General features: G+C 46.9%; 14 protein-coding genes. 4 read left to right on the forward strand and 10 right to left on the reverse strand.

The window, feature by feature from the left end; translation table 11 throughout:
* Window positions 1–172 precede the first annotated feature (172 nt).
* The 8 genes from poxB to NSQ20_RS18145 form a co-directional block, all read right to left on the reverse strand.
* Window positions 173–1,900, reverse strand: a complete 1,728-nt coding sequence (gene poxB / locus NSQ20_RS18110) for a ubiquinone-dependent pyruvate dehydrogenase (protein WP_036673710.1) — start codon at window positions 1,898–1,900, stop codon at window positions 173–175.
* A gap of 257 nt (window positions 1,901–2,157) precedes the next feature.
* Window positions 2,158–2,919: an SDR family oxidoreductase gene (locus NSQ20_RS18115; protein ID WP_076328612.1), complete on the reverse strand. Its 762-nt coding sequence runs from the start codon at window positions 2,917–2,919 to the stop codon at window positions 2,158–2,160.
* Between the two features lie 152 nt (window positions 2,920–3,071).
* Entirely contained in the window at window positions 3,072–3,377 is a 306-nt protein-coding gene (locus NSQ20_RS18120) for a Dabb family protein (RefSeq protein WP_076317704.1), read from the reverse strand.
* A 439-nt stretch (window positions 3,378–3,816) separates the two neighbouring features.
* Window positions 3,817–4,068: a type B 50S ribosomal protein L31 gene (locus NSQ20_RS18125; protein WP_036613829.1), complete on the reverse strand. Its 252-nt coding sequence runs from the start codon at window positions 4,066–4,068 to the stop codon at window positions 3,817–3,819.
* A 144-nt stretch (window positions 4,069–4,212) separates the two neighbouring features.
* Window positions 4,213–4,479 (reverse strand): HPr family phosphocarrier protein, encoded by a 267-nt coding sequence (locus NSQ20_RS18130; RefSeq protein ID WP_026081056.1) that lies wholly within the window; start codon window positions 4,477–4,479, stop codon window positions 4,213–4,215.
* 164 nt (window positions 4,480–4,643) lie between these two features.
* Window positions 4,644–5,711 (reverse strand): NAD(P)-dependent alcohol dehydrogenase, encoded by a 1,068-nt coding sequence (locus tag NSQ20_RS18135; protein WP_340030495.1) that lies wholly within the window; start codon window positions 5,709–5,711, stop codon window positions 4,644–4,646.
* An 81-nt stretch (window positions 5,712–5,792) separates the two neighbouring features.
* Window positions 5,793–7,940 carry an alpha-glucuronidase family glycosyl hydrolase gene (locus NSQ20_RS18140; protein ID WP_340030496.1) on the reverse strand — a complete coding sequence of 716 codons (2,148 nt, stop codon included), beginning with the start codon at window positions 7,938–7,940 and terminating at the stop codon, window positions 5,793–5,795.
* Window positions 7,937–10,126: a glycoside hydrolase family 52 protein gene (locus NSQ20_RS18145; RefSeq protein ID WP_339193593.1), complete on the reverse strand. Its 2,190-nt coding sequence runs from the start codon at window positions 10,124–10,126 to the stop codon at window positions 7,937–7,939. Before NSQ20_RS18145 ends, NSQ20_RS18140 begins: the two co-directional genes overlap by 4 nt.
* Window positions 10,127–10,345: 219 nt before the next feature.
* Here NSQ20_RS18145 and NSQ20_RS18150 point away from each other — a divergent pair, with 219 nt between their 5' ends.
* Window positions 10,346–11,257, forward strand: coding sequence for an AraC family transcriptional regulator (locus tag NSQ20_RS18150; protein WP_339193594.1), 912 nt, complete (start codon window positions 10,346–10,348; stop codon window positions 11,255–11,257).
* Between the two features lie 34 nt (window positions 11,258–11,291).
* On the opposite strand, the gene NSQ20_RS18155 is transcribed toward NSQ20_RS18150, so the two are convergent.
* Window positions 11,292–12,695 (reverse strand): aldehyde dehydrogenase, encoded by a 1,404-nt coding sequence (locus NSQ20_RS18155; RefSeq protein WP_340030497.1) that lies wholly within the window; start codon window positions 12,693–12,695, stop codon window positions 11,292–11,294.
* Window positions 12,696–12,785: 90 nt separating this feature from the next.
* Window positions 12,786–13,088, reverse strand: coding sequence for a metalloregulator ArsR/SmtB family transcription factor (locus NSQ20_RS18160; RefSeq protein WP_017688208.1), 303 nt, complete (start codon window positions 13,086–13,088; stop codon window positions 12,786–12,788).
* A 272-nt stretch (window positions 13,089–13,360) separates the two neighbouring features.
* On the opposite strand from NSQ20_RS18160, the gene NSQ20_RS18165 reads away from it, so the two are divergent.
* From NSQ20_RS18165 to NSQ20_RS18175, 3 genes are read left to right on the forward strand one after another with little or no spacing between them, the layout of a single operon-like run.
* Complete coding sequence (locus tag NSQ20_RS18165) at window positions 13,361–14,038, forward strand: GntR family transcriptional regulator (protein ID WP_340033042.1); 678 nt, start codon at window positions 13,361–13,363, stop codon at window positions 14,036–14,038.
* A gap of 40 nt (window positions 14,039–14,078) precedes the next feature.
* The gene (uxuA, locus tag NSQ20_RS18170) at window positions 14,079–15,146 is read left to right on the forward strand and encodes a mannonate dehydratase (protein ID WP_340030498.1); all 1,068 of its coding nucleotides are present in this window, start codon (window positions 14,079–14,081) and stop codon (window positions 15,144–15,146) included.
* Complete coding sequence (locus tag NSQ20_RS18175; protein ID WP_036613819.1) at window positions 15,143–16,006, forward strand: SDR family oxidoreductase; 864 nt, start codon at window positions 15,143–15,145, stop codon at window positions 16,004–16,006. The genes uxuA and NSQ20_RS18175 overlap by 4 nt, the downstream gene beginning before the upstream one ends.
* Window positions 16,007–16,044 lie beyond the last annotated feature (38 nt).

Below are 16,044 nucleotides of genomic sequence, written 5' to 3' on the forward strand. Positions count from 1 at the left end.
CAAATCATATAATATGTATTCATACTATATCACCTGTCACATTTTCAGCATTTTTATTGAAGGAGCACACAACTATTACGTCTTGTTGCATGCTCCTCTTTTACATATACAATACTTTTTAAGTCGGTATCTCTACAACTTCAAACGGTGCATATCCGCTTATCAAAACACTTTAACGCAGCAAATTCGTTTTTGCCAATTCAATAATTTCGTCACCGCGTCCATTGAGCACGGCTTTCATCATCCATAAGGTGAATCCTTCCGCCTGTTTGATATCAATCTTCGGAGGTAAGGACAATTCCTGACGATTCACCACCACGTCAATCAACACAGGACCATCATGCTGAAGCGCACGCTGCACAGCTCCTTCCAGATCATCCGGATCCTCAACCCGAATACCTTCCATGCCCATGGCCTGAGCAACCATCGCAAAGTTGGGATTGACAAGCTCTGTCCCGGACTCCAGGAATCCGGCAGCTTTCATCTCCAGCTCAACAAAACCGAGTGCTCCATTATTAAACACCACAACTTTAATCGGCAGATTATGCTGTTTCAATGTCAACAGATCACCCATCAGCATCGTAATACCACCATCACCCGACAACGAGATGACTTGTCTGCCCGGATCAGCGACCTGAGCGCCAATGGCCTGTGGCAAAGCGTTTGCCATCGTACCATGACTGAATGAACCGAGTAGTCTGCGATTACGAGACATCTCGATATAACGGGCCGCCCATACTGTCGGAGTACCGACATCACAGGTGAAGATGGCATTTTCAGCTGCGGCATCACTAATGACCTTGGTCAGGTACTGCGGATGAATGGGCTTTTTACCCGGTTTTCCAACGGCCAGCTCGTCCAGATCTTTGCGTACTTTCACATAACGATCCACACTTTTACGCAGATGTTTGTCACTGTGTTCTTCTGTCAGATAAGGAAGCAAAGTTTCAATGGTCGCTTTCACATCCCCACATACGCCGTAATCCAGCTTCGTGCGCCGACCCAGATGAGAAGATTGAATGTCGACCTGAAGGACTTTCGCATTTTCGGGATAGAATTGACGATATGGGAAATCCGTTCCGAGCATCAATAGTACATCACAGTCCATCATGGCATGATAACCGGATGAATACCCGATTAGGCCGGTAAGGCCGACGGAATAGGGGTTGTCATACTCCAAATATTCCTTGCCTCGTAGCGCAATAACCATCGGGGATTTCAAACGATCACAGAGCTGCATAAGGGGTTCCCGAGCGCCCGCGCAGCCTGCACCGCACAACAACGTAATTTTTTTGCCTTGATTCAGATACTCCGCCAGTTTAACGAGTTCTGGCTCAGAAGGATGTACCACTGGATTGGTTGCATGATACACATGCTCAGGCACAGGCAGATCCGCTGCTTCAAGTCCTGCTACATCCCCCGGCAATACAACGACGGACACACCTGACCGTGCGACCGCTGTCTGAATGGCCATCGTCAGAGAACGCGGCATCTGTTTTGCTGTTGTAATGACTTCACAATAATCGCTACATTCCTGGAACAGATACTCCGGATGGGTCGCCTGAAAATATTCACTGCCAATCTCGTCACTTGGGATATGTGCAGCGATGGCGAGTACAGGAACACGATTGCGGTGACAATCGTACAGACCATTGATCAGATGCATATTACCAGGACCACTACTACCTGCGCAGACAGCGATACTTCCACTGACCTGAGCGTCCGCCCCAGCAGCAAATGCAGCTACTTCTTCATGACGTACATGAATCCATTCGATCTTGCCCGAACGACGGATGGAGTCGAGTACCGCATTCAAGGAGTCTCCAACAATGCCATATATGCGTTTGATACCAGCGTTCAATAAGGATTCAACCAGAACGTCCGCGACTGTTTTTTTCATAAGTGATGGGTCTCCTTTAATTGCTCATTTTGATTATGTTTCCACTCGGTTAATATACCTATTCTTATACCCCAATCTTCTGAAACCCGAACCAACTCAATATGTATGTCTGGATATATGAAACAAAAAACACCCCCTTGAACCGTTATTTCATTGTTAGCAAAATGCCAAAAAATCCGCTTGTCGAATGACAAACGGATTACGGTTAAACTACGTTTATTGTTATTTCATGTGAATTCCCAAATCCAAATCAGACACTAGATAGCAGGCATCACATTGCCACCACTTACCGGGATATAGGCACCTGTGATAAATGAGGACAGATCCGAAGCGAGAAAAGCTACCGCATTGGCGATTTCCTGATCTTCACCCCTGCGCTTCAGCGGCACGGTTCGCGTATATGCCTCATCATGTCCAGGCTCACTGGACCGATCACGTTCACTAATTGTCCATCCAGGTGCAACCTGGTTTACGGTAATCTGATACTCGCCAACCTCCTTGGCAAGCACGCGATATACACCATCCATTCCACGCTTACCAGCGGTGTAGGCCGATTGATGAGCGAAATTTTGCATCGCACATTCCGTATTGATACCAATGAACCGACCGGCTCTGATATCTTGCATATGTGGAATGAAAGCTTTGGCAAGATACACACTCTGCATGACACAGGATTCAAACTGGCTCAAGTAATCTTCAGGCGACTGCTCCAACACCGTTGTCCATTCATATTGAATGACTGCATTGGCAACAACGATATCCACTCCGCCGAGGACAGACTGAATCTCATCACGCATCCGAAATGCTGTATCCTGCTTTGTAATATCTCCCTGTACAATAACAGCCTGACGACCGAGTGCTTCAATCTCACCTTGAAGCTCCCGAGCCTTGGTATCATTATTTATGTAATGTAGAGCCAGATTGGCGCCACAGGCTGCCAACGTGCGGGCGATGACTCTCCCCAGCTGTCCGGTTGCTCCTGTAACCAGAGCCGTTTTTCCTGAGAGATCCAATTGCATAACAGCGAAAACCTCCTTGAATTCGTTTGTCCGAAAACGATTTCGTAAATATGTTATTTTTGTTCATTAATTACGCGTTATTCAGAGAGATATACAGCATTGTTCAATGCTGTATATGGTAGTTCAACTTTTTTTCCTATATGTGGAGACTATTAATTATGATGTTGAATGAGATCAATTTCCTGGAAGCGACTGACTTCCTTTTCCCAACGCTCTTCTACATATTGACGGTGAACCGGGTGATTGTTGTATGCATCATACGCAGCCTGATCTGCAAAGACCATCGAGAAACTGTAGTCAAACTCATTCTTCTCACTTACCTGTTTCAGAACCTGAAATTGCTCTACGCCAGGAATGACAGCCAGTGCATCCGAACTTTCCTTCAAAAAGGCTTCGGCCTCCGGTGTATCTTTACCCGCGTAAAGTGTAAACGTTACCATATGTGTGATGCTACTCATCTCTATTTCCTCCTCCAATATGTTCGTACTCGTTTCCTAGTGTACATCCGAATGTGTTGTAAGCGCAATAATTGGTTGAATTAATTTTTATGAATTGATATTTCTATATAAATTGAACTAAGGAATATTTACACTGGTCACTTCGATGACAGAACAACCTTCCGATCGCTGTTATCCCCAGATTTTTTTGATTCCTTCTATAAAGGTTAAATCCGGGGATAAAGGCGAGTTTATGCTTACGAAGTAGCTTTCCATAGAAAGCTTTTAGCTCCGCTTCTTCAGGTTCTTTCTGTCCTCTCCGTTTTGTGTAAATGTATATCTCAATTTATATAGTTACAAATATTAATTTCAAGTAAAATTCACTAGCCTTTACCCTGAATATGTACACAAAAAAACCTCAGGACAAATCCCGAGGTTTTTTTGTAATGTATGGACAAACTTATTTGGTGATGTTGTATTTACGGTTAAATTTATCAACACGGCCACCGATATCCACGTTTCTTTGTTTACCAGTGAAGAATGGGTGGGATGCGGAACTAGTGTCCACACGGATTACTGGGTAAGAGTTACCGTCTTCCCATTCCATAGTTTCGTTAGAGAACTTCGTGGAAGAACTCAGGAATTTGAAATCAGCACTTGCATCGTAAAAAATTACGAGTTGTGTCTTTGGATGGATGTCAACTTTTGGCATAATCTATTTACACTCCTTTAATATGGGTACTTCTTTAGAATCAAACTACATTTTATTATACTCTTTTTTTGGACAAAGTACCAGCAGGTTTTGAGGAATAGCTAAAAAAAATATGATATCTGTGATTTTGCACCTAATCAGGTGTCAAGCCGTCCCTTTCTCCAGTACATTCAACATGTACTCCAAAGCCTCCAGTTCATCCCTGCCTCTTGTCTGTAATCTGACAACACTACCATATCGAATGGGTAGTAACGCCATTCCAAGCAGGCTTTTGACATCTACACGATGCTCATGCTCAGACTCCATATACGACAAAATAATATCCGAGGAAAAACGCGACGCTTGAGAAGATACCGACATCAGATCATCCCGATGAAAATCAGCGTGTATCATAAATTCATGTACTCTCACAACCTTCAGTTCCTTTCGCTAAGTACTTATTCACCAATATGGTGTGTATCCATTTATATATTAAAATCTTCATGAATTATACCATGTTATGGGAGCTTGACCCATACTTTTTTTGCAAAAAACAAAAAAAGAGTCCTTAACCGCAGGACTCTTCCAGGTTGTTCTTACATACCATTCGGATATACCATGACCTTCAGACTGCCGCTTTTATTGTGTAATGCACGCTCCATCGCTTGCTGTGTCTCTTCGAGTGAATAACGATCTGTAATCAGAGACATCACGTCATGCTGGCCGGAGCTCAGGAACTCAATTCCTGCCGGATACGTATTGGCATAACGGAATATGCCATAGATATCAACTTCATTGTCCGCAATAAATGGAACATTAAGTGCGATCTCATCCTGTGCAGGCAGGCCCACAATCGCAAGTTTTCCTCCACGTCGAAGTGAATACAGAGCAGATTGTAGCGCCTTCGGATTCCCCGCTGTTTCCCATGCGGTATCCACACCCACACCATTTGTTAACTCGCGAATCACAGCCAGCGCATCTTCATTCCGCACATTAATGGTATGAGTGGCACCCATGCGGCGAGCTGCTTCCAGCCTAACTTCCTCCAGATCCGTTACAATGATCTTCTCTACACCGAAAGATTTGGCAGCAGCCACAGCCATGAGTCCAACGGGACCCATACCCATAATCGCCAGGGTTGTACCCGGAGCCAACTTGCTGCGGCGTGCAGCGTGAATACCAACAGAGAATGGCTCGTTCATAGCTGCTTCCTCATAAGACAGATGATCCGGGATCGGGAATACCATATCTTCACGTATCACCATGTACTGTACAAATGCCCCATCCACCGGAGGGGTCGCTAGAAATTGTACATCCGGACACAGGTTATAACGACCTTCCTTGCATGCCGAGCAACGTCCGCAAGTCACCCCAGGCTCAATAGCAACTCGATCCCCTGTTTTCAGACGGGATACGTTCGAGCCAACAGCAGCAATGATCCCCGCACACTCATGACCCAGAATGATCGGTTTCTCCACCACAAATCTGCCAATGCGTCCATGTTCAAAATAATGCACATCCGAGCCACACACCCCGACGGCCATTACCTGGATTAACACCTCATCCGCTGCCGGTTGCGGGACGGGTTGTTCCTCAATAATAATGTGTCCTGGCTCTGTCATGATAGCAGCTTTCATGGTCTCGGGCAGTTGATATTGTCCCATACGGTTCTCCTCCTCATGTATGTCCATGCTGTCTATTGTACATCAAAGAAAACAAGGTATCTTCTTTCTTCACATCACCAATCAATAGATAGTTCGACCCTGTTCATCCGCAATGCCGCTCTTGCGATAGAAGTACGTATTGATCATGTCCCGCCATTCCTTGGCATGTTCGGCCTGGTTGTCCTGTAATGAAGCAACTTTACTGAAAATAACCGGGTCGATTTTGCCCTCCAGCCCTCTCCATGTCTCGGCTAACGCCTGCGCCTGCGCAACACCTTCAAAGTGTGTATCATAAATATGCTGAATGACCGTTTTACCCGAATGCAGAACATGGGTGTACGGCACGTGATGGAAAAATAAGATCAGCTCATCCGGACAGGTGTCTACAGACTCATAGCGATCAGCATTCTCAGGGTGATACTGTGAAGTGTATCCTGTACCGCTGTTCACGGTTCGATCTACACCAATGCCATGACAATCGGCAAAGTGATACGTTCCCCATTTGGAATACTCGTATCCATCTACATTCGGCCCGTAATGATGTTCCGGATTAACCATCCAACCCACACCGAGAGGCGCAGTATAATTCTCATAGATATCTAGTGAATTCAAAAGCATGCCCGTAACCTGCCGCACAACTTCGTCTTCATGTCCAAATGTGAGTCTCACCCACTCATCAGCAATCTCTTCCGCGGACAGCTCCGGGTTCCACGCAAGTCTTCCATATCCATATAGATTCGCCTGCGCGAGTGGATGTCCTGTCCAACAGGCATCTGCACCAATATTGGATACTGCGGCGAAGCCACTGTATGGTCGTTTATACAGAGAACCGTCCGCGATTCGCTTGATCTCTGAACCTTCGCCTTTGGCGTATGTGTCAAAGTCCAATACTTCTTTCCACTGGGGAACCAGATAACAGAGATGACGTTGTTGCCCGGTATACTCCTGTGTAATCTGAAATTCAATCACCTGATTTGTATTTTCCATGGCGCCGAACAGCGGGGATACCGCCTCTCTCACCTGAAAGTCCATCGGCCCGTTTTTGATCTGCAAAATGACATTTTCGGCAAAACGCCCGTCCAGCGGCGTAAAGTGGTCATAGGCTGCCCGCGCACGGTCTGTGGAACGATCCCGCCAGTCCTGCTTGCAGTTATAGACGAAGCAACGCCAGATGACCAATCCACCGAATGGCCGAAGGGCTTCAGCCAACATGTTCGCACCATCGGCATGATCACGGTTATACGTGAACGGTCCCGGACGATTCTCGGAGTCTGCCTTGATCAGGTAACCGCCAAAATCGGGAATCGCTGCGTACACCTTGGCCGTTTGAATGTTCCACCATTCCCGTACTTGCGCATCCAGCGGATCAGCTGTACGCAATCCACCAATCTCAATTGGACTTGCGTAGTTGGCGCACAGGAACAATCGAATACCATACGCTCTGAATTCAGCGGCAACCTTCGCCACATCACTAAGATAACGTTCCGTCAGAAACAGGCTCTCACGGCGGTGTACATTGACGTTGTTGATCGATATGGCATTGATTCCCGTGGAAGCGAGCAAACGTGCGTAATCCCGGATGCGTACCAAGTCCAGCGTAAATTCCCCGTTATCATAGAAAATGGAGTCTCCTGCGTAACCACGCTCAATGCTGCCGTCCACGTTATCCCACTGATTAATCATCCGTAGCGCATTGGTTGGCTGTTCTGTAATGAAGCTCCACTTATTCACAGCGTCATCCGCCTCATGTGCACTTCCTTGATCCATTGTCAGCTCTCGAAGCAGATGAAATGCACCATACAGCACACCTTGGGGAGTCTCTGACCCAATGACGAGTACACCCTCGGTCTCGTTCTCACGAATGATGTACCCTTCCCCTTGAACAGTTGAACGCTCTGTCTCGCTGAACAACCCAGCCACGGAATCGCTCCCTGTCCAAGTGCCGATTCGTATTGCGGGAGCGGAAGCGAGATTGTCCCGTTCATTTTCCTGAGCATCAGACAGATGACTGACCGACGGTTTCACGCCATATAACCTCTCCAGTCCCCGTGAAAGTTCGGTCAGAGCTGTTGTGATCACTCCATGGTTCTCTTCCGCCAGTATAAGTTTGCTCCATGCAGGAGCCGTCTTTTTGGTAAACTCATTCGCTCTTGGCAATTCAGAGTGATACCCCAGCCACGCATCGTACTGTGGACCCGACAAAGCAGATTGAACGACGGATTGGCTCATTGTACCGCCTCCTTGCTGGCATAGATCTGCCCAAGGTGATTCCCTTTTCCTTCGAGTAGCCATAGGATCGACGTTACACCACGCGGATAGTACTTGCTGCCAACCGCCACACCAGACAGGATCTGATCACTCCAGCACCAGTAGGATTCCTCCGGATGCAGCAGCCAGTTGACATGAGCCGCGTCTGCAGCCTTGCCTGTCTCATTCCATTCCACACCCAGCAGCTCTCTAGCGATAAACTGGGACAAATAGATTTTGCTCAGCCACGAGTTATTGCTTGTTGAGGACAGTTTCCAGCCTCCATCTTCGAACAGACATGTTCCCGGTACAAGAACCGTCTTCAGATGAGTTTGGAGTGCTTTCAGATAAGGTCCAAAACGACCATTGACATCCAGTGCTGCTTCACAGCCTGTAAAGTACGGGAACACCAAACCTTCAATCGCCGGAATGATTCGAGAATCATTATTTTCTGCAATCACAGCCGGTATGTAGCCGCCATCAGTCAACTGTGCAGCAATACTGGCAGCGCAGCGATCCGCTTGAAGTCCAGCTTGATGGGACAGATCGGCCAACTTCTCAGTTGCGAACAGCTTCTCCAATGCAACATAGACCGCCCAACATTTACCCGCCAGATAGATATTATTGCGAGACTGTCCAAGTGACACATCCAGGCTGTCGTAGGTTGTAATCTCCGCTCCACCTTGGGTACGGCTGCTATCCAGACCCATCAGACCGTTACGCTGCTCTGCGTCGGGATGGTCACGATTAAGCATACTTTCGAAGCAATCCTGGATAACAGGCAACATGTTTTTCACAAAAGCTTGATCCTGTGTCTGTTCAATGTATACTGTCGCGCAGCAGAGCCAGTTCACCAGCTCCTCGTGGCTCATCTGTGAGAAACAGTCGTCAATGCCAACCAGCTCATATGCCGAGTGTCCAGGGCGTGAGAACACATTGGCAACACCAATATCATGGGTAAAGGTAATTCCGCCCGGATATAACTTCTCTTCCCCCGGGAAACGAACCTGATCCGTATAACTGTATCGTTTCACAAACCACTCCAGCTCATTACGCACCGTCCATGGATTCAAGGCAAGCTCGAAGTACAACTGATCAGCCGTCAGATCAAGTGTGTTCATCATCCGATACTCCCCTTCGTTCACCACCCATAGCGGCTCGCCATCGGCATCCAGCAGTTGAGTACTGGCATAATAGCTGTGAATGGAATGAGCAAGCATGAATGATTGATCTTCGGTCAAAGCAGCCGATCCAAGGCGTTGTTCAACCTCTCCACAGGATGCAGTCAACTCACTGAAGCGTTGAAGTGCATACTCTCCTGCTGCCTGAATATCGGAGAAGTACCGCGTATACCAATACGTTGTGTCCATTCCTGTCGTCACAATGCCCCCGCGATAGAAACATACTGCGAATTGATACGTACGTTTCTCTCCAGCCGGCACCTCCATCAGTAGTGCAGCGGTTGAGCCAAGTCCAAATGCCAGATTCTCCCGATGTTTCTCCTGCAACAGTTTCTCCAGCGTAAATCCGCGTGCGGGCCACAGTCCATCATCTGCTGACATAATCGCTGTAAGTCGACCTTGTCCCACACCTGTGATGGAGCCACCTTCCGGTCCCCCAATCAGACGCATCGCAGAGTACGGATCATTGCCCTGATAACCAAAGTAGGCTTTGCGGGGTTGTTGACCTGCCGTATTGTCAATCCTCATCTCAACCAATACGGCAGGTACGAGTGCATCCATTAATTCTTCACGATCCCCATTCGTTGGATCAGGTACTGGACGTACAGGAGAGTAGATACGGAACGTCAGATCTCCAGCGGTCCACGTATCCGTACCTGAGGTAAATTCACGGGTAATATCTTCATCGCGAAAAGCCGTAATAAGAGGTTTTGGAACTTTGGACGCTGTTGTCGACGCCGTTTCCCCGTTATCCAACTTCTCTACATCATAGCGGCTGCTCTCATCCTCGGAAGCTTCATAAAAAGGAAGCGCCTGATAATTGTCGCCATCGCGAGATTGTAATCCAATATATACATTCTGGTCTGCCGGCTTGCCGAGTTCAAGACCCAGCCCGCCTTTGGCTCCTTTGTAACCCAGTGTAAAACTCGCAAAAGCACCAATCGGTGCGTGATGTGCATTATAAAAGATGGATTTGGACGTATTCATGAATCATAACCCCTCTCAGAATGGTTGCATACGTTTTCATTAGCCCCATCCTAACACGTGGTTCCACCTCCGACCATGATCAAATCAATCGGATATTTACCCAAATCAAGCTCATAGACTATAATAGATTAAAGCGGTTACACAAAAACATTCCATTAGATATACGTGCGTAATCAAAATCACATTTTTTGAACAACCTCATATGAAGGGGGATCTTCCATGTCTTCAACGTATTTGCCTCCTACTTTGGGAGAAAGTGTCCATGAAGTTTTTTATCCAGATGTGCAAACAACGGTTAATCTGTTTGCCATTCATTTACGAAGTGTGGGTATGGACTGGGATTATCCGGCACATGAGCACCCTCAATATGAATTGAATTATGTCACGGAAGGCGAGCAACGCATGATGGTGAATGGTACCCTATACATTCAAAAGGCTGGCGAACTGCTCCTGATTCCTCCGGGAAGCATTCATTCCAGCCAGAGCCATAACGGCAAGGGATTCACGTATTTTTGCATGCATTTTGACATTGATGATCAGTTGTTCCTATCGTTGCTGGCACGTATCAAACAAGTGCGATTCAGTGCGGATAGTCCGGTTACACAGCAGATTGAGCCGGTTTTGCGCAAATTAATGTCATCTGCGGATGATGAAACAGCAAATACGATGGTACAGCGTATGCAGCTTCAATCTGCGGTATTTGAACTATTTGGCCATCTGTGGGAGGCGGTCTCGAAAGAGGCAGCACAATGGTTTACCGACGGACACGAGAAGATCGAACTCGCCCACCAGATTCGTAATCGATTGCAAGGCCTGATGAGTCAGCAATTCAAACAGGGACACGAGTCCAACGGTCACTATGGCATTGATGATATTGCAGCAGAGCTGGGCATCAGTTCTTCTCACTGTAATCGCGTGTTCAAGCAGGTGTTTGGTCAGTCTCCACGTGCTGTATTATCCCAGTTGGTTTTGCATGAAGCGAAGCTTCTTCTGGGCAATCCGAAGCTGTCCGTTCAAAATATTGCCGTCATGCTTGGTTATAAGGATATTGCCCATTTCAGTCGTCAATTCAAGCGCTGGTCCGGCATGTCACCCTCCCGTTACCGACAGGAACAGCCTGCTCTGGAATGAAGTCCAGTAGCAGGCTGTTTGTCTTTCTTATTTTTCATTTCAACAAACGCTTAATCAACTTCAGCTTGTTATCATAAGGTGGATACAGAATCGGCAGATTCAACTTGGTGCTTTTTTTCAGTACACTTTTGAGATGAGAGAAGGTTTCGAAGCTGTACTGCCCATGATACGAGCCAACACCAGAATGACCAACACCGCCAAACGGCAGACGTGGATTCGCTACATGCGTGATGGTATCGTTAATGCAGCCGCCTCCAAAAGAAACTTCGCGCAGCACTTTGTCCTGAACCCGGGTGTCGGAAGTAAACAGATACAAGGCGAGCGGTTTCGGCCGCTTTACGATTTCTACAATGGCTTCATCCAAGTTACGATAACTAATGATTGGCAGAATCGGTCCAAAAATCTCATCTTCCATCGTTGCTGCATCCCATGACTCCGCATCAATCAGTGTAGGTTCAATGAAGCGATCTTCCTCATCCGAAGCTCCCCCATATATCACTTTGGCCTGATCCCGCTCAATCAAAGTCGTCAGACGTTTAAAATGTCCCTTGTTCACGATTCGCCCATAATCCTTATTGTGCTGAATATCCGATCCGAAGAAGGACACGATCGCTGCTTTCATCTCCATAATTAACGGTTCCTTCACGCGCTCATGCACAAGTAAATAATCGGGTGCGATACAGGTCTGTCCTGTATTGAGCAGTTTGCCCCATATAATGCGCTCAGCTGCTACTTTGATATCCGCCTGTTCATCCACGATGACAGGGCTCTTGCCTCCAAGTTCTAAAGTAACGGGAACGAGATTTTTGGCAGCTGCCTCCATCACAATCTTGCCTACCGGTACACTGCCTGTAAAAAAGATATAGTCGAATGGCGCGTTAATCAGCGCTGTTGTTGTATCTTTTGCACCATCAAGCACTTGTACGTATGCTGGTTCGAACACACTCGCAATCATTTCACGTACAACAGCGGACACCGCAGGTGTATTCTCTGACGCTTTGAGCACGGCTGTGTTACCTGCTGCAATAGCACCAACCAATGGTTCGATTAAGAGTTGAAAAGGATAATTAAACGGTCCGATAATCAGAACCGCCCCGTAGGGTTCGGGTATGATATAACTTTTCGAACCCAGGAGCGCCATTTGCGTTTTCACTTTAACGGGTTTCACCCATTTATTAACTTTACGAATGGTGTGTGTGATGCTGTCCATCATAAATCCGATCTCGGTTGTGTAGGATTCGAACTCACTTTTGCCCAAATCCTGATAGAGAGCTTCTGTCAGTCTGGATTCGTACTTTTGAATGGCCTGCTTCAGTTGGGTCAGACGGGCAATTCGAGCTTCTGCCGATCGTGTTGCCCCGGAACGAAAGAATTGTCGTTGCTGCTCCAAAATCTGTTCAACTTCCTGACTGGTTACTTCCTGTATAGTCGTTGTCATATATACATACTCCTCTATTCATTATTGATCAAGCGTTTAAACTTACGAACCTATAAGACACATGCAAAAGCATGTTTGATCACTATTACTCTACAGACACTCTTCTTCCAAAGCAGCTACCAGTTCCTTCAGCAGTTCCACCGATGCATTCAATGAAGCCGAATAATAACGCTGTGTGCCCTTCTGCTCCACAGATATAAGTCCCTTCTCTAACAACAGCTTGAGATGATGAGATATGGCTGGCCGGGATAGGCTGGATTGTTCGGTAATTTCATTCACTGTCATTCTGCCTTTCTCGGTGAGTGTCAGCAAAATGGATTGACGATGGTTGTCACTTAACACCTGAAATAACGGAATACAGGTTTGAAAAACGCTAATTGCTTTTTGTCCCATGGTTTCACCTCTATACTATTTCTTCTTCATTATTTCTACGTATATTTCTCTGTTTGATGTCTGTTGGTTTAAACATTCGAACCTAATGATTAAATTGTACTCTTTAATCACTTGAACTGCAAGTGAACCATCAACTAAATTTAATATAATGTCTTATAAAGCGCTTCCATACTACCATACAAGTATGGTAGTATGTCATTGAAGGAGTTGAAGTTGTGGAATATACCCCAAAGTTATCATCCAGAGCCGGTTTGTTGCCTGTTGCGAGCAATATGTCTTCCATGAATAATAAGCAATCTTACTCAACGCGAGATGTCGTTTACTTCACGCTGAAACAACTCATTTTGAGTTTGAAAATGCCTCCGGGAACAGCTATTTCTGAGAAGGAAATTTCGCTGGAGTTCCAGGTAAGCCGGACACCTGTTCGAGAAAGTTTTGTAAGGCTTGCACAGGAAGGTCTGCTGGAAGTGTATCCACAGCGTGGCACATACGTCTCTCTGATTCAGGTCGATCTCGTTGAGGAAGCACGGTTCATGCGTGAACAGCTCGAACGAGCCGTAATCAGGCTTGCCTGCGAGAACTTTCCGAACGAACAGATGGTCGCTCTTGAACAGAACCTTGCTTGGCAACAGGAATGCAGGGTCAAACCGGATGATGAACGAATGTTCCAATTGGATGAGGAATTCCATAGCACTCTTTTTGCAGGCTGCAACAAAAGCAACACCTGGACTGTTATCCAGCAGATGAATGTACATTTGAATCGAAGTCGCATGTTACGCCTGTCCTCGGACCACCAGTGGGATCACCTGATTGAACAGCACCAGTCTATGGTCAAGGCCATTCAGCAGCATGATGCCGACACAGCAGAGCGACTGATGCAGGAACACTTGCATTTAACTGTCACCGATTTGGCTGTCCTGCAGGATACATATCCGTCCTATTTTCAATGACTGAATTTTTCTTCCTACTATTCATGATGAGGTGAACGTGATGAGAATGGTTTTTCGCTGGTTCGGCGAAGGCAATGATACGGTAACGCTGGATAATATCCGGCAGATTCCGGGTGTTGAAGGTATTGTGTGGGCACTGCACGATGTTCCTGCTGGCGAGGAATGGCCAATGGACAAAATACTCGCTGTCAAAACAGCAGCGGACAAGGCCGGGTTACATCTGGATGTCGTTGAGAGTGTGAACATCCATGAGGATATCAAGTTAGGCCTGCCATCAAGGGATAAATACATTGCGAACTACATTAAAACAATGGAGAAACTGGCTCAAGTTGGTGTGAAGGTCATCTGTTACAACTTTATGCCGATCTTCGATTGGCTTCGCACGGATATGCACAAGGAAATGGAGGATGGCTCAACTGCCCTCTTCTATGAGCACAGTAAACTCGCAGATATAGAACCTCTAGAACTCGTTCGACGCATTACGGAAAACTCCGCACTCACCATGCCAGGTTGGGAACCAGAACGATTGCAGTATTTAACAGGTCTGTTCGAAGCCTACAAGGATGTAACCGAGGATCATATGTGGGAGCACGCACGTTATTTCCTGCAAGAGATTATGCCTACAGCCGAACGGCTGGGGATTCGAATGGCCATCCATCCGGATGACCCGCCATGGCCAATCTTTGGATTACCAAAGATTATTACAAGTCAGGAGAATGTTCGGAAATATTTGAATCTTTATGATAGCCCTTACAACAGCGTGACATTATGCAGTGGCTCTTTGGGAGCGAATGCTGATAATGACATTATCGGGATGATACACGAGTTCAAGGATCGGATTCCATTTGCCCACATTCGTAATGTCAAAATCTACGAAAACGGCGACTTTATTGAAACGTCACATCGCAGTCAAGATGGAAGCGTCGATATTGCGGGGGTTGTTGAGGCTTATCACGATATCGGTTATGAAGGTTATGCAAGACCCGACCATGGTCGTCACCTCTGGGGAGAACAGTGCCGACCTGGTTATGGACTCTATGACCGGGCTTTGGGGATCATGTATCTCTGGGGCGTCTGGGATTCCCTGCAAAGGAGGGCAAAAGCATGAGTGAACACCAATATGAACGCTCATCTCGTCTCGAAGGCAGAACGGCTGTAATCACCGGAGGTGCTGGAGTATTATGCCGCTCCATGGCGGAAGAACTCGCTCGGCACGGTGCAAGTGTAGCCATCCTGAACCGCACCGTGTCCAAGGGACAGGAAGTTGTATCTGCGATAGAAGCTGCCGGTGGCAAAGCGATTGCTATTGCCTGTGACGTAACCCAGGCCGATAGTGTGCAAGCAGCGGCAGATGCGGTGCTGGAACAGCTCGGACCATGTGATATTCTGATCAATGGCGCCGGTGGCAATAACGCCAGTGCCAACACTACAAATGAAATCTTCAGATTGGAAGATCTGGAAAAGAGCGATGTCACTACATTTTTTGATGTAAGTGTAGAGGGATTTCGTCAGGTGATGGATTTGAATTTTGTCGGTTCTCTCATTCCTACTCAAATCTTTGCAAAACATATGATAGAGCGCGATGTTCCCGCTACTGTCATAAACATTTCTTCCATGAGCGCCCCATCGCCCATGACGAAAGTTCCAGCGTATAGCGCTGCGAAGGCAGCCATTAACAACTTCACGCAATGGCTCGCCGTTCATCTGGCCGAATCCGGAATTCGTGTCAATGCTATTGCACCCGGGTTTTTCCTGACCGAGCAGAACCGTAATCTATTACTGCAACCAGACGGCTCACCTACGGAGCGTTCCAGTAAAATTATTGCTCATACACCCATGCGCCGCTTTGGCAAACCGGAAGACCTGCTTGGCACATTAATGTGGCTTGCGGATGAAAGACAATCCGGCTTTGTCACTGGCACAGTCATTCCGGTAGATGGCGGATTTATGGCGTATTCAGGTGTATAACGATTAACGTGTACATGAATCAGTTCAACTAATATAGG

The sequence above is a fragment of the Paenibacillus sp. FSL K6-1122 genome, from assembly GCF_037977015.1.
Taxonomy (GTDB): domain Bacteria; phylum Bacillota; class Bacilli; order Paenibacillales; family Paenibacillaceae; genus Paenibacillus; species Paenibacillus amylolyticus.

Bases quoted from the DNA above. Each gene is read 5' to 3' on its own strand.
- NSQ20_RS18160 (WP_017688208.1), bottom strand. From the start codon at position 13,088: ATGGGACAAAAAGCAATTAGCGTTTTTCAAACCTGTATTCCGTTATTT.
- NSQ20_RS18150 (WP_339193594.1), top strand. From the start codon at position 10,346: ATGTCTTCAACGTATTTGCCTCCTACTTTGGGAGAAAGTGTCCATGAA.
- NSQ20_RS18140 (WP_340030496.1), bottom strand. From the start codon at position 7,940: ATGAGCCAATCCGTCGTTCAATCTGCTTTGTCGGGTCCACAGTACGAT.
- poxB (WP_036673710.1), bottom strand. From the start codon at position 1,900: ATGAAAAAAACAGTCGCGGACGTTCTGGTTGAATCCTTATTGAACGCT.
- NSQ20_RS18115 (WP_076328612.1), bottom strand. From the start codon at position 2,919: ATGCAATTGGATCTCTCAGGAAAAACGGCTCTGGTTACAGGAGCAACC.
- NSQ20_RS18135 (WP_340030495.1), bottom strand. From the start codon at position 5,711: ATGGGACAATATCAACTGCCCGAGACCATGAAAGCTGCTATCATGACA.
- NSQ20_RS18175 (WP_036613819.1), top strand. From the start codon at position 15,143: ATGAGTGAACACCAATATGAACGCTCATCTCGTCTCGAAGGCAGAACG.
- NSQ20_RS18120 (WP_076317704.1), bottom strand. From the start codon at position 3,377: ATGAGTAGCATCACACATATGGTAACGTTTACACTTTACGCGGGTAAA.
- NSQ20_RS18125 (WP_036613829.1), bottom strand. From the start codon at position 4,068: ATGCCAAAAGTTGACATCCATCCAAAGACACAACTCGTAATTTTTTAC.
- uxuA (WP_340030498.1), top strand. From the start codon at position 14,079: ATGAGAATGGTTTTTCGCTGGTTCGGCGAAGGCAATGATACGGTAACG.
- NSQ20_RS18145 (WP_339193593.1), bottom strand. From the start codon at position 10,126: ATGAATACGTCCAAATCCATCTTTTATAATGCACATCACGCACCGATT.
- NSQ20_RS18155 (WP_340030497.1), bottom strand. From the start codon at position 12,695: ATGACAACGACTATACAGGAAGTAACCAGTCAGGAAGTTGAACAGATT.
- NSQ20_RS18165 (WP_340033042.1), top strand. From the start codon at position 13,361: ATGTCTTCCATGAATAATAAGCAATCTTACTCAACGCGAGATGTCGTT.